General features: G+C 65.5%; 21 protein-coding genes. 10 read left to right on the top strand and 11 right to left on the bottom strand.

Going from position 1 to position 20,744, the window contains the following annotated elements; genetic code table 11:
* Both LXB15_RS13520 and LXB15_RS13515 read right to left on the bottom strand, forming a co-directional pair.
* Entirely contained in the window at positions 1 to 468 is a 468-nt protein-coding gene (locus LXB15_RS13520; protein ID WP_233948949.1) for a tripartite tricarboxylate transporter TctB family protein, read from the bottom strand.
* A 130-nt stretch (positions 469 to 598) separates the two neighbouring features.
* A complete protein-coding gene (locus LXB15_RS13515; protein ID WP_233948948.1) occupies positions 599 to 1,582 on the bottom strand; it encodes a tripartite tricarboxylate transporter substrate binding protein in 984 nt (327 codons plus the stop codon).
* Between the two features lie 334 nt (positions 1,583 to 1,916).
* On the opposite strand from LXB15_RS13515, the gene LXB15_RS13510 reads away from it, so the two are divergent.
* Complete coding sequence (locus LXB15_RS13510) at positions 1,917 to 3,104, top strand: HPP family protein (RefSeq protein WP_233948947.1); 1,188 nt, start codon at positions 1,917 to 1,919, stop codon at positions 3,102 to 3,104.
* A gap of 68 nt (positions 3,105 to 3,172) precedes the next feature.
* Positions 3,173 to 3,682: a DUF305 domain-containing protein gene (locus LXB15_RS13505; RefSeq protein ID WP_233948946.1), complete on the top strand. Its 510-nt coding sequence runs from the start codon at positions 3,173 to 3,175 to the stop codon at positions 3,680 to 3,682.
* Positions 3,683 to 3,774: 92 nt separating this feature from the next.
* On the opposite strand, the gene LXB15_RS13500 is transcribed toward LXB15_RS13505, so the two are convergent.
* Entirely contained in the window at positions 3,775 to 3,942 is a 168-nt protein-coding gene (locus LXB15_RS13500; protein WP_233948945.1) for a hypothetical protein, read from the bottom strand.
* Positions 3,943 to 4,177: 235 nt separating this feature from the next.
* Between LXB15_RS13500 and LXB15_RS13495 the strand changes: the two genes are divergently transcribed.
* A complete protein-coding gene (locus LXB15_RS13495; protein ID WP_233948944.1) occupies positions 4,178 to 5,542 on the top strand; it encodes an aspartate aminotransferase family protein in 1,365 nt (454 codons plus the stop codon).
* A 22-nt stretch (positions 5,543 to 5,564) separates the two neighbouring features.
* Here the strand turns inward: LXB15_RS13495 and LXB15_RS13490 are convergent, their stop codons facing one another.
* The 3 genes from LXB15_RS13490 to LXB15_RS13480 are packed head-to-tail and all read right to left on the bottom strand — an operon-like array spanning position 5,565 to position 8,539.
* A complete protein-coding gene (locus tag LXB15_RS13490; protein ID WP_233948943.1) occupies positions 5,565 to 7,082 on the bottom strand; it encodes a tripartite tricarboxylate transporter permease in 1,518 nt (505 codons plus the stop codon).
* 18 nt (positions 7,083 to 7,100) lie between these two features.
* Positions 7,101 to 7,589, bottom strand: coding sequence for a tripartite tricarboxylate transporter TctB family protein (locus tag LXB15_RS13485; protein WP_233948942.1), 489 nt, complete (start codon positions 7,587 to 7,589; stop codon positions 7,101 to 7,103).
* Complete coding sequence (locus LXB15_RS13480) at positions 7,589 to 8,539, bottom strand: Bug family tripartite tricarboxylate transporter substrate binding protein (RefSeq protein ID WP_370640230.1); 951 nt, start codon at positions 8,537 to 8,539, stop codon at positions 7,589 to 7,591. Before LXB15_RS13480 ends, LXB15_RS13485 begins: the two co-directional genes overlap by 1 nt.
* A gap of 516 nt (positions 8,540 to 9,055) precedes the next feature.
* Here LXB15_RS13480 and LXB15_RS13475 point away from each other — a divergent pair.
* The 4 genes from LXB15_RS13475 to LXB15_RS13460 all read left to right on the top strand — a co-directional run bounded on the left by LXB15_RS13475 (position 9,056) and on the right by LXB15_RS13460 (position 11,236).
* Positions 9,056 to 9,451: a hypothetical protein gene (locus tag LXB15_RS13475; protein WP_233948940.1), complete on the top strand. Its 396-nt coding sequence runs from the start codon at positions 9,056 to 9,058 to the stop codon at positions 9,449 to 9,451.
* The gene (locus LXB15_RS13470) at positions 9,451 to 10,389 is read left to right on the top strand and encodes a hypothetical protein (RefSeq protein WP_233948939.1); all 939 of its coding nucleotides are present in this window, start codon (positions 9,451 to 9,453) and stop codon (positions 10,387 to 10,389) included. Before LXB15_RS13475 ends, LXB15_RS13470 begins: the two co-directional genes overlap by 1 nt.
* A 317-nt stretch (positions 10,390 to 10,706) precedes the next feature.
* Positions 10,707 to 10,973, top strand: a complete 267-nt coding sequence (locus LXB15_RS13465; RefSeq protein ID WP_233948938.1) for a type II toxin-antitoxin system Phd/YefM family antitoxin — start codon at positions 10,707 to 10,709, stop codon at positions 10,971 to 10,973.
* Positions 10,970 to 11,236, top strand: a complete 267-nt coding sequence (locus LXB15_RS13460; RefSeq protein ID WP_233948937.1) for a Txe/YoeB family addiction module toxin — start codon at positions 10,970 to 10,972, stop codon at positions 11,234 to 11,236. Before LXB15_RS13465 ends, LXB15_RS13460 begins: the two co-directional genes overlap by 4 nt.
* Before the next feature lie 55 nt (positions 11,237 to 11,291).
* On the opposite strand, the gene LXB15_RS13455 is transcribed toward LXB15_RS13460, so the two are convergent.
* Both LXB15_RS13455 and LXB15_RS13450 read right to left on the bottom strand, forming a co-directional pair.
* Entirely contained in the window at positions 11,292 to 11,783 is a 492-nt protein-coding gene (locus LXB15_RS13455) for a ribbon-helix-helix domain-containing protein (RefSeq protein ID WP_233948936.1), read from the bottom strand.
* A 150-nt stretch (positions 11,784 to 11,933) separates the two neighbouring features.
* Entirely contained in the window at positions 11,934 to 12,626 is a 693-nt protein-coding gene (locus tag LXB15_RS13450) for a Uma2 family endonuclease (protein WP_233948935.1), read from the bottom strand.
* Between the two features lie 92 nt (positions 12,627 to 12,718).
* On the opposite strand from LXB15_RS13450, the gene metH reads away from it, so the two are divergent.
* Together metH and LXB15_RS13440 are read left to right on the top strand one after the other, a co-directional pair.
* A complete protein-coding gene (gene metH, locus LXB15_RS13445) occupies positions 12,719 to 16,516 on the top strand; it encodes a methionine synthase (protein WP_233948934.1) in 3,798 nt (1,265 codons plus the stop codon).
* Positions 16,517 to 16,584: 68 nt separating this feature from the next.
* On the top strand, positions 16,585 to 16,875 hold the full coding sequence (locus LXB15_RS13440) for a DUF1289 domain-containing protein (protein ID WP_233948933.1): 291 nt from the start codon (positions 16,585 to 16,587) through the stop codon (positions 16,873 to 16,875).
* Between the two features lie 88 nt (positions 16,876 to 16,963).
* On the opposite strand, the gene LXB15_RS13435 is transcribed toward LXB15_RS13440, so the two are convergent.
* A complete protein-coding gene (locus tag LXB15_RS13435; protein WP_233948932.1) occupies positions 16,964 to 17,446 on the bottom strand; it encodes a Dps family protein in 483 nt (160 codons plus the stop codon).
* 96 nt (positions 17,447 to 17,542) lie between these two features.
* Complete coding sequence (locus tag LXB15_RS13430) at positions 17,543 to 18,016, bottom strand: hypothetical protein (RefSeq protein WP_233948931.1); 474 nt, start codon at positions 18,014 to 18,016, stop codon at positions 17,543 to 17,545.
* A gap of 156 nt (positions 18,017 to 18,172) precedes the next feature.
* Between LXB15_RS13430 and LXB15_RS13425 the strand changes: the two genes are divergently transcribed.
* Entirely contained in the window at positions 18,173 to 18,445 is a 273-nt protein-coding gene (locus LXB15_RS13425; protein ID WP_233948930.1) for a DUF1289 domain-containing protein, read from the top strand.
* Positions 18,446 to 18,464: 19 nt separating this feature from the next.
* Here LXB15_RS13425 and LXB15_RS13420 read toward each other — a convergent pair whose 3' ends face one another.
* A complete protein-coding gene (locus tag LXB15_RS13420) occupies positions 18,465 to 20,477 on the bottom strand; it encodes a vanadium-dependent haloperoxidase (protein WP_233948929.1) in 2,013 nt (670 codons plus the stop codon).
* Positions 20,478 to 20,744 lie beyond the last annotated feature (267 nt).

Raw genomic sequence — 20,744 nt, 5'->3', positions numbered from 1 at the left:
CTACCAGAGGAAGCCGAGCATCGCCGAGCGCGGAAGCGGTACCAGCAGCAGCCGGCCGAAGGCCTGCTGGATGACCACGACGGCGAGCAGCGACACCGCGATCGCGGTAAGCGGCCGCACCCCGAGCACCAGCATCAGCCCGGCGGTGACGATGAAGGCCATGGGCAGGAAACCGACCGTCCCGCTGAACAGGATGTAGGCGAGCACAAGGCCGATGGCGGCGGCGAGACCGAGGAGCGAGGCCGGCGACCGCGTCCAGCCGGCGAGGACCATGGCCGGTCGGGTCTCGCCCGCCGCAAGGCTCCTGCCGACCAGATAGAGGCCGAGCCCGAAGGTGAGCAGCGCGATCGCCTTCGGCATGGTCTCGGCGCCGTAGGCCTGGCCGGGGATCGGCGAGAACTGCAGGGCCGAGAGGAAGATCGCCACCGCGCCCGCAAGGACCACGAGGCCGAGGGTCAGGTCGTTCATTCGCATGGGCGCAGTCCCGTCAGGACCGGCGCGGCGCAGGACCGCCGGTCGTCGAAGGAGGGGCGATAGGAACGCGGCGAACCGCCGTCACCCGGTCGCGGCGCGACCGGGCGACGGGCTGCGGGCCGGGTCACTCCTTGGCGAGGCCGGCCTTCTTCATGATCTCGCCCAAGGTGGCATCGTCCTCGGCGACGATCTTCGTCGCCTCCTCGCCGGCGGCCCAGCGCACGCCGAAGCCGCGCTCCTTCATGAAGGTCTGGTATTCCTCGCTATTGTAGGCCTTCTCGATGGCGGCGGAGAGCTTGGCGGCAACGTCGTCCGGCAGACCCTTCGGCGCGGCAATGGTGCGCCAGACCGACAGCGTCCAGTCGGAGCCGACGGCTTCCTTCAGCGTCGGCACGTCCGGGAACAGCGGCTGCCGCTCGGTCGACATCGTCGCCAGCGGCCGCACCCGCCCCGCGTCGATCATGGCGCGACCCTCGGCGAGCGACGTGGGAACGAGATCGACGCCGCCGGCCACCATGTCGGTGATGCCAGGCGCCGCGCCCTGGCTCGGCACCCAGGTCACCTGGTCCGGCGCAAGGTCCTCCGACAGCAGCCAGCCGGCGAGGCCGAGATGCCAGATGCCGCCCTGGCCGGTGCCCGAGCCCTTGAAGGTGCCGGCGGGTTCCGCCTTGATGGCCGCGAGCAGTTCCTCGGCGGTCTGGTAGGGGGAGTCGGCCGACACCATGATGCCGCCCGGATCGGAATTGACGACGGCGAGGATGTCGAAGTCCTCGTAGGTCAGGTCGGTCAGGCCCTGCCAGTGCATCATGTCGATCTCGATCGTCACGATGCCCAGCGTGTAGCCGTCCGGCTCGGCGTTGGCGATGGCGCTATGCCCGACGACGCCGGAGCCGCCGGTGCGGTTGATGACGTTGACGGGAACCCCGAGCTCCTGCTGCAGCAGCGAGGCGAAGACGCGGCCGACCGCATCCGTGCCGCCGCCGGCGCCCCAGGGCACGATCATCTGGATCGGCCGGTTCGGATAGTCCGACTGCGCCAGGACCGGCGAGGAAGCCGCGAGTCCGGCCAGCACGAGCGCGGCGGAAGCCACCGTTTTGAGATTGAGCATGTATCCTCCCAGATAGGCATGAAAGGAGCGGCCATTTTTGGCTCGCCCGATACGGGCCATGACCGTCGATCATGGCTGACTGGTCGTCGTGGGGTCCCTCTCCCAGCCTTACCATCCCGTCAGGATTGCCGGGTGTCAATGCCGCGGGCGATGCGGCCGGCGTCGCCTTCGGCAAGCGCGATGCCTTGCCGAAATCAGCCGTCACCAGCCCCGGCGGGGGCGGGCCCCGGGCCGGGGCGCCGCGCCGGCAGCGACCCGCTCGTCCCGCAAGCTGGCGCAAGATTGTGCATGATGCTACGCGACGCGGCATGGAAACGCTCGCAAAAGCGGCAAGATGCTCAAATCGACCTTCGCTCTGCCTGCCTCGCTCGCCCGCTTCGTCCCGCGGCTTGCCCCGGTCAGCCGTGCCGAGCAGCTTCGCGCCGCGGTCGGCGCCCTCATCGGCATCGCCCTCACCGGGCTGGTGACGCGCTGGGCGCTCGGCCCCGACACGGCGGTGCCGCTGCTCGTCGCCCCCATGGGCGCATCCGCGGTGCTGCTGTTCGCCGTCCCCTCGGGCCCGCTGTCGCAGCCGTGGTCGATCCTCGGCGGCAACGTCTCGGCGGCCCTGATCGGCATCACCTGCCGGATGTGGATCCCCGATCCGCTGATCGCCGCCTCGCTCGCCGTGTGCCTCGCGATCGTGACGATGTTCCTGCTGCGCTGCCTGCATCCGCCGGGCGGCGCTGTCGCCGTGACCACCGTGCTCGCGGGGCCTGCCGTCGACACGCTCGGCTACGGCTTCGCCTTCGCCCCGGTCGGGCTCAACTCGCTGCTCATCCTTCTCGTCGCCGTCGCGTTCCACAATCTCACCGGCCACCGCTACCCGCACTGGCTGGCGCGCAGGCCGGCCTCGCGGCACGGAACCGCCGACGCGGCGCCGCGCGAGCGGACCGGCTTCACGCTCGACGACCTGCGCACGGTGCTGCGCGAGCAGAACGAGGTGATCGACGTCGCGCCCGAGGATCTCGTGACGATCCTGCGGGCGGCCGAGGAGGAAGCCTTCCGCCGGCGCTCCGGCGGCCTGCTCTGCGGCGATGTCATGTCGCGCCACATCATCACGGTGTCCCCGCACGAGAGCATCGCCAACGCCTGGGACATCATGCACTCGCGCGGCCTGCGGGTGCTGCCCGTCACCGACGGCAACGGCGTCGTCGTCGGCATGCTGCGGCCGGAGGACTTCGTCGAGGCGATCGGCCGCGGCGTCGGGCGTCCGTCGCTGCGCACCGCGGGTCGCCTGCGCAGCGGCCTGGCGGCCGGGCTCTCGGTGCGCAGCACCGTGGAGCGGATCATGGGGGGCGTGCCCTACCGGGCGTCCGCCGATACGCCGATCGCCGATCTCGTCAGGCTGATGGGGGAGGCCGGGGTCCACCATACGCCGGTCACGGATTCCGCGGGCCGGCTCATCGGCCTGGTGACGCAGACCGATCTCGTCAACGCGCTGTTCCGGGGCGAGGGCAGCGGCACGGCGCTCGCGGCCTGAGGGCCCCGGGACGCATCCATCTCGGACGCGATGCATTCCGTCCTGACAGGAAATGAAAGGAATGCCCGATGACCTACGCCCGCTTCGCCGCCATGATCGTCACCTCGACGGTCGTCATGTTCGGCCTGATGTATCTCAACACCTACGCGCTGGACCACGTGTTCTACAGCCAGACGCGGACCTGGATGGCGATCTACATGGGCGCGGTGATGGCGGTCATCATGCTCGGCTTCATGTGGTCCATGTACCGGAACAAGGCTGCCAACTTCGCCATCATCGCAGGGGCGGTGGTGGTCTTCGCGGCGTCGCTGTTCCTGGTGCGCAGCCAGACGACGGTCGGCGACGTCGCCTACATGAAGGCGATGATCCCGCACCATTCGATCGCGATCATGACCAGCGAGCGGGCCGAGATCTCCGATCCGCGGGTGCGTCAGCTCGCCGACGAGATCATCGAGGCGCAGGTGCGCGAGATCGCCGAGATGAAGCTTCTGATCGCCGACCTCGAGGCGAACCCGCCGGCCGAGGATGCGCCGGTGCTGCCGGCGCGCCCGGCGACGGAAAGCGCCAGCGGCCAGTAGCAGCGGCGACGGCCACGCCGCCGATCCCGATCAGGTCGGTCGTGCCTGCCGAAAGGGCGCGTGCCGCAGCGAAAGCTGCGGCCGGTCGGCGTTCAGAGGTTGTCGAAATGTGCCGGGTCGATGCCGAGCGCCCGCAGCGAGCGCGGATCGGGGCGACGGCCGGCCTCGACGGCGGCGGCGCAACGGTTCGAATGCACCATGATGCTGGCGAAGCCACGGACGCGGCTGGCGAACCTGCCGGCGAAACTGGGCTGGGACATGGAACTCTCCTTGTATCTTGTCCTCCATATCGCGATGCGCGCCGGCCGCCGGTAGGGACGCATTCGGGAAGCTTCCATGCGGCCGGGGAATAGCTCGCCCGCTGTCCTTGACCCCCATGCCTGCGAGGGCCTACCGCTAGCGGCGAGCCGCGGGCGATGGCTCGCCGCGCCACGCCGGCCGCCTGTCCCGCGAGCCGACGACGCCGTGCCGCAGGCACCAGACCCGGAGACCTTCATGACCGTGCAGCCCAACTCGATCGAGGCCCGCGACATCGCGTACCACCTCCATTCCTACACCAACGCCCGCCAGCACGAGGCGGTCGGGCCGATCATCATCGAGAAGGGCGAGGGGGTGTTCGTCACGGACACCGATGGCAACCGCTACATCGAGGCGATGGCGGGGCTCTGGTCGGTGGCTGTGGGCTTCGGCGAGAAGCGCCTGGTCGAGGCGGCAAGCCGGCAGATGGCGCAGCTCAACTACTACCACACCTTCACGCACAAATCGCACGGACCGGCGATCGAGCTCGCCGAGCGGCTGGTCGCCATGGCGCCGGTGCCGATGTCGAAGGCCTATTTCACCAATTCCGGCTCCGAAGCCAACGACACGATGATCAAGCTGGTGCGCTACCGCTCCAACGCGCTCGGCCAGCCGCAGAAGAAGAAGATCATCAGCCGCATCCGCGGCTACCATGGCGTGACCCTGGCGTCGGCCAGCCTCACGGGCCTTCCCAACAACCACCGCGCCTTCGATCTGCCGATGGAGGGCATCTTCCACACGACCTGCCCGCATTACTGGCGCGAGGGGCGTGACGGCGAGAGCGAGGAGGCCTTCGCCACCCGCTGCGCCGAGGATCTGGAAGCGCTGATCCAGGCCGAGGGCCCGGACACGATCGCCGCCTTCATCGGCGAGCCGGTGATGGGCGCGGGCGGCGTCGTCGTGCCGCCGGCGACCTACTGGGAGAAGATCCAGGCGGTGCTGAAGCGGCACGACATCCTGCTGGTCGCCGACGAGGTGATCTGCGGGTTCGGGCGCACCGGCGAGATGTTCGGCTGCCAGACCTACAAGATCGAGCCCGACATCATGACGCTGTCGAAGGCGCTGTCGTCGTCTTATCTGCCGATCTCGGCGCTCCTGATCAACGACCGCGTCTACCAGCCGGTGGCCGACCAGTCGTCGGAGATCGGCACGTTCGGCCACGGCTACACCGCCTCCGGCCATCCGGTGGCAGCCGCAGTGGCGCTGGAAAATCTCGACATCATCGAGGAGCGCGGCCTCGTCGGCCGGGCCCGCGAGATGGGCGCGCTGATGCAGGCGGGCCTCAGGACCCTGGAAGACCATCCGCTGGTCGGCGAAGTGCGCGGCGTCGGCCTGATCGCCGCGGTCGAGCTGGTCACCGACAAGGCGGCCAAGACGGGACTGGAGAAGCCCGGCGCCCTCGGCGCCCAGGCCTTCGCCATCCTGCAGAAGAACGGCGTCATCTCCCGGCCGATCGGCGACTCGCTCGCCTACTGCCCGCCGCTGATCATCGAGAAGGCCCATATCGACCTGATCGTCGAGACCACCCGCAAGAGCCTCGACGAGCTGCAGGCAACGCTCTGAGACGAGAGCGCCGGCGGGGACCTCAGTCCTCGTCGGCGGCCATCTGGCTGAGCACCTGGCCGCGGCCGCGGGCGCGCATGTAGAGCGGCAGCACCAGGGCGATCAGCGCCAGCGACAACAGGATGATCGTCAGCGGCGAGCTGATCAGCACCGTCGGGTCGCCCTGGCTGATCGCCAGCGCCCGCCGCAGCTGCTGTTCCGCCAGCGGCCCGAGGATCAGCCCCACCACCACCGGCGCGATCGGATAGCCGAAGCGGCGCAGCATGTAGCCGAGCAGGCCGAAGCCGAGCAGCATGCCGAGCTCGACCGGCGACGGGTTGGCGCCGATCGTGCCGAGCGTCGCGAAGACCAGAATGCCGGCATAGAGCCACGGCCGCGGGATCGTCAGGAGCCGCACCCAGAGCCCGACCAGCGGCAGGTTGAGCACCAGCAGCATCAGGTTGGCGACGAGCAGGCTGGCAATCAGCCCCCAGACCAGTTCCGGCCGCGTCGCGAAGAGCAGCGGCCCCGGCTGCAGGCCGAACTGCTGGAAGCCGGCGAGCATGATCGCCGCCGTCGCCGTGGTCGGCAGGCCGAGCGTCAGCAGCGGCACCAGCGTGCCGGCGGCCGAAGCGTTGTTGGCGGCTTCCGGTCCCGCGACGCCCTCGATGGCGCCGTGGCCGAACTCCTCCGGGTGCTTCGCCAGCTGCTTCTCGGTGGCATAGGAGAGAAACGTGCCGATCTCGGCGCCGCCGGCCGGCATCGCGCCGATCGGAAAGCCGATCACCGTGCCGCGCAGCCACGGCTTCCACGAGCGCTTCCAGTCTTCCCTGGTCATCCACACCGAGCCGCGGATCGCCTCGACCTTTTCCTGCAGGCGCTGCGAGGAGGCGGCGACGGTCAGCGTCTCGCCGATGGCGAACAGCGCGACGGCGAGCGTCGTCACCTCGATGCCGTCGTAGAGGTCGGGCACCCCGAAGCTGAGCCGCGCCTGGCCGGTCTGCAAATCGATGCCGACGAGGCCGAGCGCCAGGCCGATGCCGAGCGCGGTGAGGCCGCGCAGGGTGGAATCGCCGAAGGCGGCCGAGACCGTCACGAAGGCCAGCACCATCAGCGCGAAATATTCCGCCGGCCCGAACGAGAGCGCGAAGCGCACGATCACCGGCGCGATGAGCGCCAGGCCCATCGTGGCGATCAGGCCGGCGACGAAGGAGCCGATCGCGGCTGTCGCCAGTGCCGGGCCGCCGCGGCCCGCGCGGGCCATCTTGTTGCCCTCCAGCGCCGTGACGATCGAGGCGCTCTCGCCGGGCGTGTTCAGGAGGATCGAGGTGGTCGAGCCGCCATACATGCCGCCATAGTAGATGCCGGCGAACATGATCAGCGAGCCGGCCGCGTCGAGCTGGTAGGTCACCGGCAGCAGCAGCGCCACGGTCAGCGCCGGGCCGATCCCGGGCAGCACGCCGACCGCGGTGCCGAGCGTCACGCCGATCAGCGCGTACATCAGATTGGTGGGCTCGAGGGCGGTGAGGATGCCCTGGCCGAGAAGCACGAACGTGTCCATGGCGATTCCTGCCGGCCCTCAGCCGAAAAGTCGCTCCAGCGGCCCTGCCGGCAGCGAGAGCTTGAGAAGCTTGGTGAACAGCAGCCAGAGCGCCAGCGACAAAAGGATGCCGATCGGGATGGTCTTCCAGAGGGGCCCCCGCCCGAACGCCTTGGCGGTGGCCGCGAACAGCAGGCCCGTCGCGAGGGAGAAGCCGGCGACGTCGAGCAGCAGCAGCTGCGCGGTCAGCCCCCCGACGATCCAGACGATCGGCCCGACGGCGTCGTGCTCCCGTTCGGGAAAGCCGCCCTTCATCGCGCTGGCGATCGTCCAGATCGACAGCACGCCGAGAAAGGCCGCGATGGCGTAGGGAAACGCCTTCGGGCCGATCTGCGTATAGGCGCCGCCGGTGACCAGCAGCGTGTTCCAGAAGATCACCCCGGCGAGCGCCAGCAGCGCGACGCCGATGGCGACCGCCGCCCAGTCGGGGCGGCGGCTGGTCCCGGAGGACGGGACGTCGTCGGTCATTACTGGACGAGGCCGATGGTCTTGAGGATGGCGCGGGTCTTGTCGACGTCCTTTGCCAGCTGCTCGGTGAAGGCCTCGCCGGAGAGATAGGTGTCCTCCCAGCCGTTGCGCTCCAGCGCTTCCTGCCACTCTTCGGACTTCACCATCTTCTCGATGTCGGCGGTGATCTGCGCCTTCTCTTCGTCGGTGATGTCCGGCGCGGCCGCGACCATGCGCCAGTTCTGGATCACCACGTCGAGGCCCGAGCTCTTCAGCGTCGGCGCGTCGATGCCCTCGATCGGCTCGTCGCTGGTCATCGCCAGGAGGCGCAGCGTGCCGGCGGCGATCTGCGACTCGAACTCGCCGTAGCCGGAGATGCCGGCCGCGACCTGCTGGCCGAGAATCGCCGCCAGCGCCTCGCCGCCGCCGGAGAAGGCGATGTAGTTGATCTGCTTCGGGTCGACGCCGGCGGCTTCCGCCAGAAGGCCGGCGGCGATGTGGTCGGTGCCGCCGGCCGAGCCGCCGGCGATCGCCACGGCGCCGGGATCGGCCTTCATCGCGGCGACGAGATCGTCGATCGTCTTGAACGGCGAGGCCGCCGGCACGACGATCGCCTCGTATTCGCCGGTGAGCCGGGCGATCGGGGTGACGTCGTCGAGCGAGTAGGGCGAATTGTTGGTCAAGATCGCACCGACCATGACGTAGCCGCCGACGATCAGCTTCGTCGGATCGCCGCTGTCCTGCGAGATGAACTGCGCCAGGCCGATCGTGCCGCCGGCGCCGGGAACGTTGACGACCTGCACGTCGCCCGCGACGCCGGCTTCCTGCATCGCAGTCTGCATGGTGCGGGCGGTCTGGTCCCAGCCGCCGCCGGGCGAAGCCGGCGCGATGATCGCGTAGCTTTCGGTCTGGGCGAGGGCGCCCGTCGCGGTGATGCCGGCGATCAGCGCGGCACCCAGCAAGCGTTTCAGCATGGTCTTTCCTCCCAAGGTGGTCCGCCCGGCTCGGCCCGTCCGGCCGCCCCGCCGCGCGCGTCCCAACGCATTCGACGCGGCAGCCCTCTGACAGGCGCCGGCAGATCCTGCAGAGGATGCCTAGCGCCAGAGACGGGCAAGTTGCAAGGGTGCGGACGGGAGCGGCGCGCCTGCCCCGGCGTTTCGGGCGGCAAGGTCGAGGGCAAGGCGGCCGAGCGATGGGGGCTGCGCTTGTCCCCCTGCTTGAGACGGGGTTGAAACAGAATTACGCATTCTGTTTCAGACGGAGAGGACGGTTTTCGGGTGCAAAGCGCCATTACGTGACGTCGCCGGAAATGGTCAATCTGCGGACGGTCCCGTCATTCGTCTGAAACGACTTGCTAAGTAGCATTCCCTAAGGGCTACAAGAGGCCGCGAACCTATGCTAATATTAGTCATCAAAATTGGGAAAATGCTATTAAATTAACTGAGTAGTCCATCCGTAACCATTGATTTCGCGCGAAAGGCCCGTTTATGCAGAGATTGATCCTATCCAGCGCGTTTTTGCTTATCATTCTGTTCGTATTCTACCGCTATGCAGCCGTTGAACCTCTGAGTTTTGCGGAGAATGATGGATCTGGCTACTTTAAGATCATCCTTTCGGCCCTGGCCATGGTCGTGGGAATCGTGTTTGGAGCCATACACAGAGCTTGGGGAATGCGAAAGAACCCGATCAGTTGGGCAGCTTTTAAGCTAGTGTTTCGCAGTCCGGAGCTATGGCGGGCAATGCTTCTCTCGCCAATTGTGTTTTCCGGTGTTTATGTTGCCGCGCAAGAGCAGCCAGACTATGTTTTAGCTTTTATTGTAGCTTTTCAGTCAGGATTTTTCTGCGAGTCCGTTCTAAGAGGAGCCGAGAGGGAGTCGGTCTAATGCTGGAGCGTTTCAGGCCTCAAGACCGCAGATTAATTATGATAGTTTCAGTTGTCTTCATTGGCGCTACGGTCTCGCGCTTATTTATTGAGCACCAGACCTATTACGAACTGGAAAAATTCAATGCAGATAAGGAATGGATTGATCTAACCAATATAGCTCTCGCTCGACTAGACATTCCAAGAAACATATATGTCAATCCGAAAGAACCTTCAGCTGATATTGATATGTTTATATTTGATTCTCGAACGAGAAATGCGTTTCCTAAAAATATAAAAGAGAAAAATTGCTCTTACGTCGGTGACGAAAGAACGATTGTTTGTGATGTAGAGCTGATCCGGTCACTTGAGGCGTATTTCGATTTCCATCAGAGAGAGGTCACGGTTTCGAATGACGACGGCATCATTGTGGAACGAAACGTAGTACCAGAGAATGAAGAGGAGATTGATAGTGTGCGGATAAATCTGATGACTTGGATTCTTGCACACGAACTAGGCCATCTTCTTCAGCGGCACAAGGGACGATTCCATTTTTCAGCGCACAACATCGATTCTGACATAGATCAACAAAGCTATTGCCACCGGTTGGAATACGAGGCGGATAGCTATTCAGTAAGACTATTGTCCGAGAAAAATATGGAAGACTTTTACATATTTAATTACGAGCTTTTGAACAGGGAGCTTCGCGGGCTGGCATGTCCTGGGCTTCCTAAAGTAGCATTATGTGAGAATGTCAGGGCCGGAACAGGTCTAGCGATCACAGACAACGAAATCGAGAACTTACTCAGTGGCACGCACCCGCAGATAATTGTCAGAGTTCTGCATATTGGGAAAGTCGCTCAAGGGCGGCAGGACTTTGGACTGTTTGGCTATCAGCTTGACCAAGTGGTCAACACACAACTTAAGACAATAGGTTCTCCCAGCTGGCGATGCCGCTGAAAGTCAATGTGTGATCTCTTTAGGTCCTTTTGACCGAGTCTCGGATCCACGTCTGCTAGGCGGCAAGGTCGAGATGTGTAGGGTTTTGCCCATGAAGCTCCTACGGCGACCTTGGGCTCGAAGCAGACATCGGTTACCGAACGTCTTGAATCGGCCAAGAGGTGCCGCCTGCAACCAGAACCATCAATTCTGTTGCCGGTATTGGCATGTGCATTCCTAGGAGCCAGCACGTCGCGAAGTTCGACCCTGTTTGGAACTAGGCAGCCCTGTACGTATGCGTACAGATACTCGATCGGCTTATTGGCAAGAGACATGCTATGGCGGACCGCTTTCACGCAGTTGCGGGCTATCCAGCCGGCCACTTCGAAGAGTTGATCCGCTCGCGGGCGCCCTTGCTCGTGACCCGGCAGGGCAGAGAATCCGCCGTATTGATATCGGCGAGCGAATGGGAGGGCGTCCAGGAGACGCTTCACCTTCTCGGCAGCCGGAACAACGCCGACAAGCTGTTCGGCGCCATTGCCGAACTGGATGCCGGTCGCGGTGTCGAGCGCGATCCGACCGTCGACGCCGAAGACGCCCAATGAAGCTTCTCTGGGCCGAGCAGGCCTGGAGCGACTATCTGCATTTTCAGAAGGTGGACGAGAAGATCCGCGATCGCATCAACGAGCTGATCAAGGAAACCAGGCGAACCCTGCTCCGGGGGATCGGCAAGCCGGAGCCGCTGAAGGGCGATCTGACCGGCTGGTGGTCGCGGCGGATCACCGGCGACCACCGCCTTGTCTGCCGCGTTGCAGGCAAAGATGACGACCAACGCCTCGAAATCGCGGCGTGCCGCTATAAGCATTGAAATTCTGGGTCTCTGTATCAGAATCGGTGGGTAGATTTGGTATCTGGCCTAGGAGTCACTCAGTGGTGAGTAGGGTATAGCTCTTTATCGGCTCGTCCTTGACGAAGGCACGACGAGGCTTACCACTTGCATCGACCATAGGTTTGGCGCTCACCGCATTTTTGATAAACCAGCCGAGGTACATGTTGAGGGGCATCTTTTTGGATGCCCCGTCCGTATATGCGTCTACCCCTATAACCGACTCATAAAGTTGTTTGGTCTCCTGATCGCCCATAAGCTCACGGAACACCGTTAGCGTGAAATGCTCATCGAAGCGTCCGGCATTGTAGACTTGGCGAGCCTTGGCCTGGGCAGCCGCGTACAAGGCTTTGGTGTTTTCGAGTTCGCGCTGCAGGTCCGCCGGCAGATGGTCATACACAGCTTGTCTAAGAACATCCTGCATGAAGGCAGACACATCAACTCCTGCCTGTTTTGCAAGGGTTTGGATCGCTTCGTAGATTTCGGTTTGCAAGCGAAATGAAACTCGGGTGGTGGTTTCTGTGACCAAGACGGACTCCTTTTCACGTTGTGCAGACAGGTGTGAAAATGGGGCAAGTCTTGAGCGGTGTCAACACCATGTGCGGACAGGTGTGAAATTAATCGGGCCGCAGCTTTGAAACTGTGTCATCGGACTTTCTTCACTGCCTAACCGATCGCATCACCCCTCAAATCGCTTGAACTCCTCCAGCTGCAGCGCAAAACCCGGCACCCCCAGCGGCTCCAGCACCTCCCCGGCCGCAACGTCGCAAACCGACCCATACCCCTCCGGCCCCGGCTCCCTGAACACCCGCGTCTCCAGCCGCCGCCCGTCGATCACCCACAACTCCCTAATACCGAACGCGGCGTAGATCTCGGCCTTGCGGCCACGATCGTAGGAAAGGCTCGACAGGCCAATCTCGATCGCCAGCAGGCAGGTGGCGCCGTTTAGCCGTTCCAGCCCGGTTGCGCGTTCGAAGACCACGAAGTCGGGTTCGAGGAACGTGTCGTCGGCCAGTCGGAAGGTTGTCTCTGGGTTGGTCGCGAATGGAAGCGGGAGGTTGCGGACCAGCTGCTCGTTCAGCCACATCTTGATCCGCTCGTGCGTCATGCCTTTCGGTGACATCGGGACGATCTCCCCGCCGATCAGTTCGAACCGTTCTTCCTCGGGGATGACGCCGGTCTCGACGAAGGCCTCGATCTCGGCGACGGTGAACCGGCGGCGCGGCAGGCCCTCCGCGGCGCGCGTCGTGTTGAGCGGCACGGCGGTGTCGTCGTCGAGCGGGTACGGGACGGGTCTGGACATGGCGCAACCCTTCGCGGTGGCGATGGCGTAGTAATCCGCCGAACCCGCGCCCAATTCAAGGCGCGGCACGGGGCGATCGGGCGAGGCTTCACAGCTCGTTTGTTGACATAAGCATATCTTTATGTGACTTCCTGCCTGGAACAGATGGAAGGCATGCCCCCATGACCGATACGCTCGACCAGCTCTTCGGAGCGATGACCGAAGGGCGTTCGCCGGCAGAGGCCGCCAGGGCCCTGCGCAAGGCGGCTTCCGAACGCATCCTGATCCTCGACGGCGCCATGGGCACCGAGATCCAGCTGCTGGGCCTCGGCGAGGACGATTTCCGCGGCCACCGCTTCGGCGCCTGCGCCTGCCACGTCCAGGGCAACAACGACCTTCTGAACCTGACCCAGCCGCAGGCGATCGAGGACATCCATTATGCCTACGCCATCGCCGGCGCCGACATCCTCGAGACCAACACCTTCTCCTCGACCAGCATCGCCCAGGCCGACTACCAGATGGAGGACCAGGTCTACGAGCTGAACCGCGACGGCGCGCGGCTGGCGCGGCGGGCCTGCATCCGCGCCGAGCAGAAGGACGGCAAGCGTCGCTTCGTCGCCGGCGCGCTCGGACCGACGAACCGCACCGCCTCGATCTCGCCGGATGTCAACAATCCCGGCTACCGCGCCACCTCCTTCGACGATTTGCGCATCGCCTATGGCGAGCAGCTGCGCGGCCTGATCGACGGCGGCGTCGACCTGATCCTGATCGAGACGATCTTCGACACGCTGAACGCCAAGGCGGCGATCTTCGCCTGCGAGGAGATCTTCGCCGAAAAGGGCGTCGTGCTGCCGCTGATGATCTCCGGCACGATCACCGACCTCTCCGGCCGCACGCTCTCCGGCCAGACGCCGACGGCGTTCTGGCATTCGGTCCGCCACGCACGCCCATTCACCATCGGCCTCAACTGCGCGCTCGGCGCCGCGGCGATGCGCGACCACCTGTCGGAGATCTCGGCCGCCGCCGACACGCTGGTCTGCGCCTATCCGAATGCCGGCCTGCCGAACGAGTTCGGCGAATACGACCAGAGCCCGGAGGCGATGGCCGCCGAGGTCGAGATCTTCGCCAAGGAAGGCCTCGTCAACGTCGTCGGCGGCTGCTGCGGCTCGACGCCGGACCACATCAAGGCGCTGGCGACGATGCTGACCGGCTACAAACCGCGTCCCATCCCGGTCATCGAGCCACTGATGCGCCTGTCGGGCCTCGAGCCCTTCACGCTGACGGCCGACATTCCCTTCGTCAACGTGGGCGAGCGGACCAACGTCACCGGCTCGGCGAAATTCCGCAAGCTGATCACCGCCGGCGACTTCGCCGCGGCGCTCGTCGTCGCGCGCGACCAGGTCGAGAACGGCGCCCAGATCATCGACGTCAACATGGACGAGGGCCTGATCGACTCCGAGCGGGCGATGGTCGAGTTCCTCAACCTCGTCGCCGCCGAGCCCGACATCGCGCGCGTACCGGTGATGATCGACTCTTCCAAATGGTCGATCATCGAGGCCGGGCTGAAATGCGTCCAGGGCAAGTCGATCGTCAACTCGATCTCGATGAAGGAGGGCGAGGAGGCCTTCCTGAAGCAGGCGAAGCTGGTGCGCGCCTACGGCGCCGCCGTGGTCGTCATGGCCTTCGACGAGGAAGGCCAGGCCGACACCGAAAAGCGCAAGGTCGAGATCTGCACGCGGGCCTACAAGCTGCTGACCGAACAGGTCGGCTTCCCGCCCGAGGACATCATCTTCGACCCGAACGTCTTCGCCGTCGCCACCGGCATCGAGGAGCACGACAATTACGGCGTCGACTTCATCGAGGCGACGCGCCGGATCACCGCGACCCTGCCGCATGTCCACATCTCCGGCGGCGTGTCGAACCTCTCCTTCTCGTTCCGCGGCAACGAGCCGGTGCGCGAGGCGATGCACGCCGTGTTCCTCTACCACGCCATCCAGGCGGGCATGGACATGGGCATCGTCAATGCCGGCCAGCTGGCGGTCTACGACACGATCGAGGCCGACCTGCGCGAGGCCTGCGAGGACGTCGTGCTCAACCGCCAGCCGAAGGGCGGCGGCACGGCCACCGACCGGATGCTGGAGATCGCCGAGAAATATCGCGGCACCGCCGGCAAGGAGGCCCGCGTCCAGGACCTTGCCTGGCGCGAGAAGCCGGTCGGCGACCGGCTCGCCCATGCCCTCGTCAACGGCATCACCGAGTATATCGACGTCGACACCGAGGAGGCGCGGCTTGCCGCCGAGCGCCCGCTGCACGTCATCGAGGGGCCGCTGATGGCCGGCATGAACATCGTCGGCGACCTGTTCGGCGCCGGCAAGATGTTCCTGCCGCAGGTGGTCAAGTCCGCCCGGGTGATGAAGCAGGCCGTGGCGCATCTGCTCCCGTTCATGGAGGAGGAGAAGCGGCTGAACGGCGGCGAGGGCCGCAAGAACGCCGGCAAGGTGCTGATGGCGACCGTCAAGGGCGACGTCCACGACATCGGCAAGAACATCGTCGGCGTCGTGCTGGCCTGCAACAACTACGAGGTCATCGATCTCGGCGTCATGGTGCCGGCCTCGAAGATCCTCGAGGTGGCTCGCGCCGAGAAGGTCGACATCATCGGCCTCTCCGGCCTGATCACCCCGTCGCTCGACGAGATGGTGCATGTCGCGGCCGAGATGGAGCGCGAGGGTTTCGACATCCCGCTCTTGATCGGCGGGGCGACGACCAGCCGCGTCCACACGGCGGTGAAGATCCACCCGCGCTACGAGCGCGGCCAGAGCGTCTACGTCACCGATGCGTCGCGCGCCGTCGGCGTCGTCTCCAGCCTGATCTCGGAGGAGACCCGCGACCAGACGGTGCAGGGCATCCGCGAGGAGTACAAGAAGCTCGCCGCCGCGCACGAGAAGAGCGAGCGCGACAAGCAGCGCCTCGCCCTCGTCAAGGCGCGGGAGAACCGCTTCAGCACTGACTGGGCGAGCTACGAGCCGACCGCGCCGTCCTTCGTCGGCACGCGCGTCTTCAACGACTGGGACCTCGGGGAGCTGTCGCGCTACATCGACTGGACGCCGTTCTTCCATACCTGGGAGCTGAAGGGCCGCTATCCGGCGATCCTCGAGGACGAGCGCCAGGGCGAGGCGGCCCGCTCGCTGTTCGCCGACGCGCAGGCGATGCTGAAGCAGATCATCGCCGAGAAGTGGTTCCGGCCGCAGGGCGTGATCGGCTTCTGGCCGGCCAATTCCGTCGGCGACGACATCCGCCTCTATACCGGCGAGGACCGCAAGGCCGAGCTCGCGACGCTGTTCACGCTGCGCCAGCAGCTGACCAAGCGCGGCGACCGGCCGAACCTGGCGCTGGCCGACTTCGTCGCCCCGGCGGAAACCGGCCGGCCCGACCATGTCGGCGCCTTCGTCGTCACCGCCGGCATCGAGGAGGAGGCGATCTCCAACCGCTTCGCCAAGGCCAATGACGACTACGCCTCGATCATGGTCAAGGCGCTCGCCGACCGCTTCGCCGAGGCCTTCGCCGAGCGGATGCACGAGAAGGTGCGCCGCGAGTTCTGGGGCTATGCCACCGACGAGAGCTACAAGCCCGAGGACCTGATCGGCGAGCCCTATCGCGGCATCCGCCCGGCGCCCGGCTATCCGGCGCAGCCCGACCACACCGAGAAGACGACGATCTTCGACCTGCTCGACGCGGAATCCGCGATCGGCGTGAAGCTCACCGAGAGCTTCGCCATGTGGCCGGGTTCCTCGGTCTCGGGCATCTATATTGGCCATCCGGAGGCGCATTATTTCGGCGTCGCCAAGGTAGAGCGCGACCAGGTCGAGGACTATGCCGTTCGCAAGGGCATGGATGTGCTCGAAGTGGAGCGCTGGCTGGCGCCGGTGCTGAACTACGTGCCGAAGCCGGCCGAGCAGCCGCGCGCCGAGGCGGCGGAATAGGGGAGGGGCTCCCGCCCCGGCGTCCGGCTGCCTATATGCGGCCGGACGCCAACAGATCCCGAGCATCGATGGATATCACCGAGACCATGACCGCCGACGAGGTCTGGGCCAGCGCCCCGTCGCCCTGCGTCGACATCTGCAAGTACAAGCGCCAGGGCCGCTGCGTCGGCTGCTCGATGACGCAGATGGAAAAGCAGGCCTTTCCCCACTCCGGCAGCGCCGACGCCAAGAAGGCGTTTCTGGAGACGCTGATGGCGCGGCTCGCCGAGACCGGGCGCAACCCGGCCTTCTGGGTCATGTCCTACCGCCGCAAATGCGAGCGCGAGGGCGTGCCCTGTCCGCTCGACCTCGAAGGCTGAGAGCCGCAAACGAAAAGAGCGGGGCGCCCTTCGGCAGCCCCGCTCTCCTTCATTGCGACGGCGCGGCCAGCGCGCCGATATCGGCCGGTCAGGCCGCGGTGGTCTTCAGGTGGGCGCGCAGCATCCAGGCGAACTTGTCGTGCGCCTCGATGCGGGCGGTGGCGAGATCGTTGGTGGCATAGTCGCCGTGCTGGTCGGCGACTTCCGCCAGCGCCGAGAGCGTCGCCGACAGCGTCTCCTGGTCCTTCAGCATCACCTCGATCATCGTCTTGGCGTCGGTGCGGCCGTCATGCTCCTCGACGGCGCTGCGCTCGAGGAAGACCGAGTAGCGGCCCTCGGCATGCACGTCGAACTGCTTGATGCGCTCGGCGAGGACGTCCTGGCCCTCGAAATGATCCTCGTAGATCTTCTGGAACAGCTCGTGCAGCGGGCCGAAGGCCATGCCCGTCACGTTCCAGTGGAAGTTCTGCGCCTTCATCGTCGTGACGGAGGTTTCCGCCAGCGCCTGGGTCAGGCCTCCGACGATCTCTTCCCGGGCGGTCGGCTCGATCTTGGCGGCGATCAGTCCCATGCGATATTCCTTTCGTGCAGCGCTTATTAGAATGACTCCAAACTATGCCGCCGGACGCATCGGATCAAGTCGGCGTGACAGCTTTTTAGAACTTTTCTAAAGAGCCTTCGCGAGCGATCCCGCGAGGAAGCGCATCCAGCGCCGCGCCTCGGGGCGGACCCGCCAGGCGATGAGCGCGGCGGCCGCCGGATCCTGCCCGGTGGCGGCCGCGTCGAGCAGACGGATCAGCCAGGTCTCGTCGTCGGAAACGCTGCCCGTGCCGGGGCGGTAGAAGACGATCTCGCGGCTCGCCTTGTCGGAGAGACCCCGGAAGAACGCCGTCGCGAACCGCTCCAGCGAGACGTTCGCCTCGCCGGCGAGCAGGAAGCAGGCGCGCTCCAGGTCGGGCTTGGGCGCCAGCCGGCTCTTCAGGGCGAACCAGCGCAGCCGCTCGAGAAGCGCGCGCTCGGCCGCGGTAAGCGACGGGGAGGCGGCGACGCCGGCGGGCAGGGCGGTCCCGGGGAAGGCGAGGATGCGGGCGGTTCCCTGAACAGGAGGGTCGGCAAGAAGATCGACAGCAAGCGCGGTCATGGTCATCCGGATGAACAGTTGCGGCCGCGTCAGCTATTTTCGAACGGTTCTAAACTTGACAGCGGCTGTCATGTATCTTCATAGCAGCCCGACGAGCGTCTGCAAAGCGCGGCAATGCGCGGCACGCCGTCCTCCCGGAACATCGAGGAGCCGCCCTTGGCCAAGCGCTGGCGCGATGCGCCGTCCCCCTGCATCGACATCTGCAAATACCGCGACGCCGGCCGCTGCATCGGCTGCGGCATGACCAGGCCCGAGAAGAAGTCGTTCAAGCGGCTGGGCGGCAAGGCCGAGAAGAAGGCCTTCTTCCGCGAACTGGTCGCCCGCCTCGGCGCCCGCTATGACCGCTGGGCGCATGTCTACCGCCGCAAGTGCGACAAGAAGGACGTGCCCTGTCCGCTCGACCGGCTGGAAGCCCGCGTCGACGCCTGAGCGCCGACGCGGGGGCTGTTCAGCTTCCGTAACGCTCGTACCAGTCGGGGGCATGCGAGCCGTCGACGATCACCCGCGAACTGTCGCCGTTTGACGTGATGCGGATCGGCTCGCCGTCGAAGGTCGTGAAGCTCATCGAGACCGGCTCGTCGTAGAGGGAGAGCTGCTCCTCGATGATCGACACCGCGACGCGCTCGCCGAGCCGCAACGACTCGTAATAATCCGTATAATAATGGACGCCGGCCATGTTGCGGGCATTGGCGATATTCATCGCCAGCTTGTCGAGTTCGCCCTGCACCGTGTAGCCGGCGGCGTTGGGGACCGGGACCAGTTCGCCGCCCTCGTTCTGGTTGCCGTTCGTGAACGTCGGCATGACGACCGGCCACGGCCAGGCCCTTTCGGTCACGCCGTCGGCCTCGAACATCTCGAAGAAGGCCTTCAGCATGGTGACGCAGGCGCCGGCCACCGTCGCATGGCCGGCCCCGTAGGCGGGATGGGTCGGCGAGCCCTCCGGAAAGGCCATCGGCAGGAGATAGTTCGCGCTGTCCTGGATGGACGGAAAACCGGTGGGCAGAGTGGCCTTCGGCTTGATGCGGCTGGCGCCGTTCTGTTCCAGATTGTGCGCGGCGATGGCGGTGAGCAGGGAGGCGGGGATGGCCCCCCTCAGGGTCCCGACACGGTCCGCCACGTCGCCATGGCCGAGAAGGTCCGGATCGGCGGCATGAAGCGTGATCAGGGCCGCGGCGACTTCCGGACGCATGCGCCGGTGATGCATCCATTTCTGCCGCCATACGGCTTTCAACGCCCGGGTCGCTACTTCGGTCACGAGGCTGAGGATGTGCGGCCCGCCGAAGGAGGCGAAGGCGCTGCGCGTGCTGCTGCGCGTTTCTGGCATGCCGCGATCCTTGGGAAAGCTGCCGCCATCGTTCGCCATCAGCAGGCAGGCAACGAGATAGGCCTGATAGAGCGCGTCGTAGTGGACGTAGGTGGCGATGTCCCGCGGCGTCGTCAGGTAGCGGCGCCGGCCGAGGAAGATGTCGAAATTGTTGCCGTCGACGCCGTTCTGCGAGTCCAGCCAGGCTGCCCAGTTGGTCATGTAGTCCACGCCCGGCCGGGCGACGATCGAGCGCTGGTCGATGATCTGGGTGCCGAAGAACACGAAGCCGTCATTATGGCCGACTTCGGCGAATATGCCGCGGAAGGCGGGGGCGGCGTTATTGTCGAGCGTATTCGCCCCGTTGAGGTTGACGAACTTCCCGGCCGGGGAATCGTTCGCGTTTCCGCTCAGCATGAACTGCGACAGCCAGTGCCCGTGCTTCGAGCCCGGAGTCGAGCCGCGGAACACGGAGCTTCCGTCGGTGATCGTGCCGCGGCTCTCGTAGCGGCGCCGTGCGGCGCGGGACAGCTTGCCGGTGACGCTGCCATTGAGGAAGGGAACGGTTCCCAGGGCGTCGATGACGGCCTGCACCGTGATGCCGCCCGCCGCGTTGCCGGTCCCTGCGGCGATGTCGGTGAAGGAATTGTCGCGCAGCAGCGCCATCGCGTAGAGCTCGGCCATCTCGGCGGCGAATTCCGGGCTGGCGATCTCGGGCGCTGGACCGATGGCGAGCGCGCCGGCGTCGGCTCCCTGCGTGTCGTAGACCAGCCCGGTCAGCGGGCTCGTCAGCTTGCGGTAACCCGGCGCGCCGCCTGGGTACTCAGCGTATTGCTCGGGATTGGTGTCCGTGAACGGTCCGGCTTTCGATCGATTGCCGCCCACGGGCAGCGTCTCGAGCGATCCTGCATCGCCGCTGGTCAACGCCGCCACCATGGCCTGGTAGGTCGGGGCATGGACGCGGCCCAGCACGTCGTGCGGCAATGACTTGTGGTAATTGGCCAGCCGGCCCGCGCCGAAGCTCGTCTCTTCGCCATTAGGCGAGGTCACGCCGGCGCCGCGTCTGTTGGCGAGTTCCGCCAGCGAGGCACGTCGTTCTGCAGACCGCGACCGCCGGGGATGGCAATCGGGCCGGGGGGTACCGAGTGTGTTGGTCATGGCGCAAATCCTGTCGGAGTGAGTGGGGCGATGCTTCTTGCTCGCCTGTCAGTCAATGCGAACCAGGATGAAGTACACATTCCATCTTTATTCCGAATATATCCTACGTCACACCCGAAATATACGGTAAGCTTACTAGACTAAAGATTTGCGAGATAGATATTACGCGTTTTGCACCGTGCTAACCCGAAGGGATTTTGGTAAAGCCTCAGCGCTAATCAGCTCGATTGCTCTCGCGCTGGGGACGTGGCGTCGTGTGTCACGCTG

The sequence above is a fragment of the Aurantimonas sp. HBX-1 genome (genome assembly GCF_021391535.1).
Classification (GTDB): domain Bacteria; phylum Pseudomonadota; class Alphaproteobacteria; order Rhizobiales; family Rhizobiaceae; genus Aurantimonas.
Note: the sequence above shows the minus strand (reverse complement) of the source record. Positions and strands in the feature narration are given on the sequence as shown.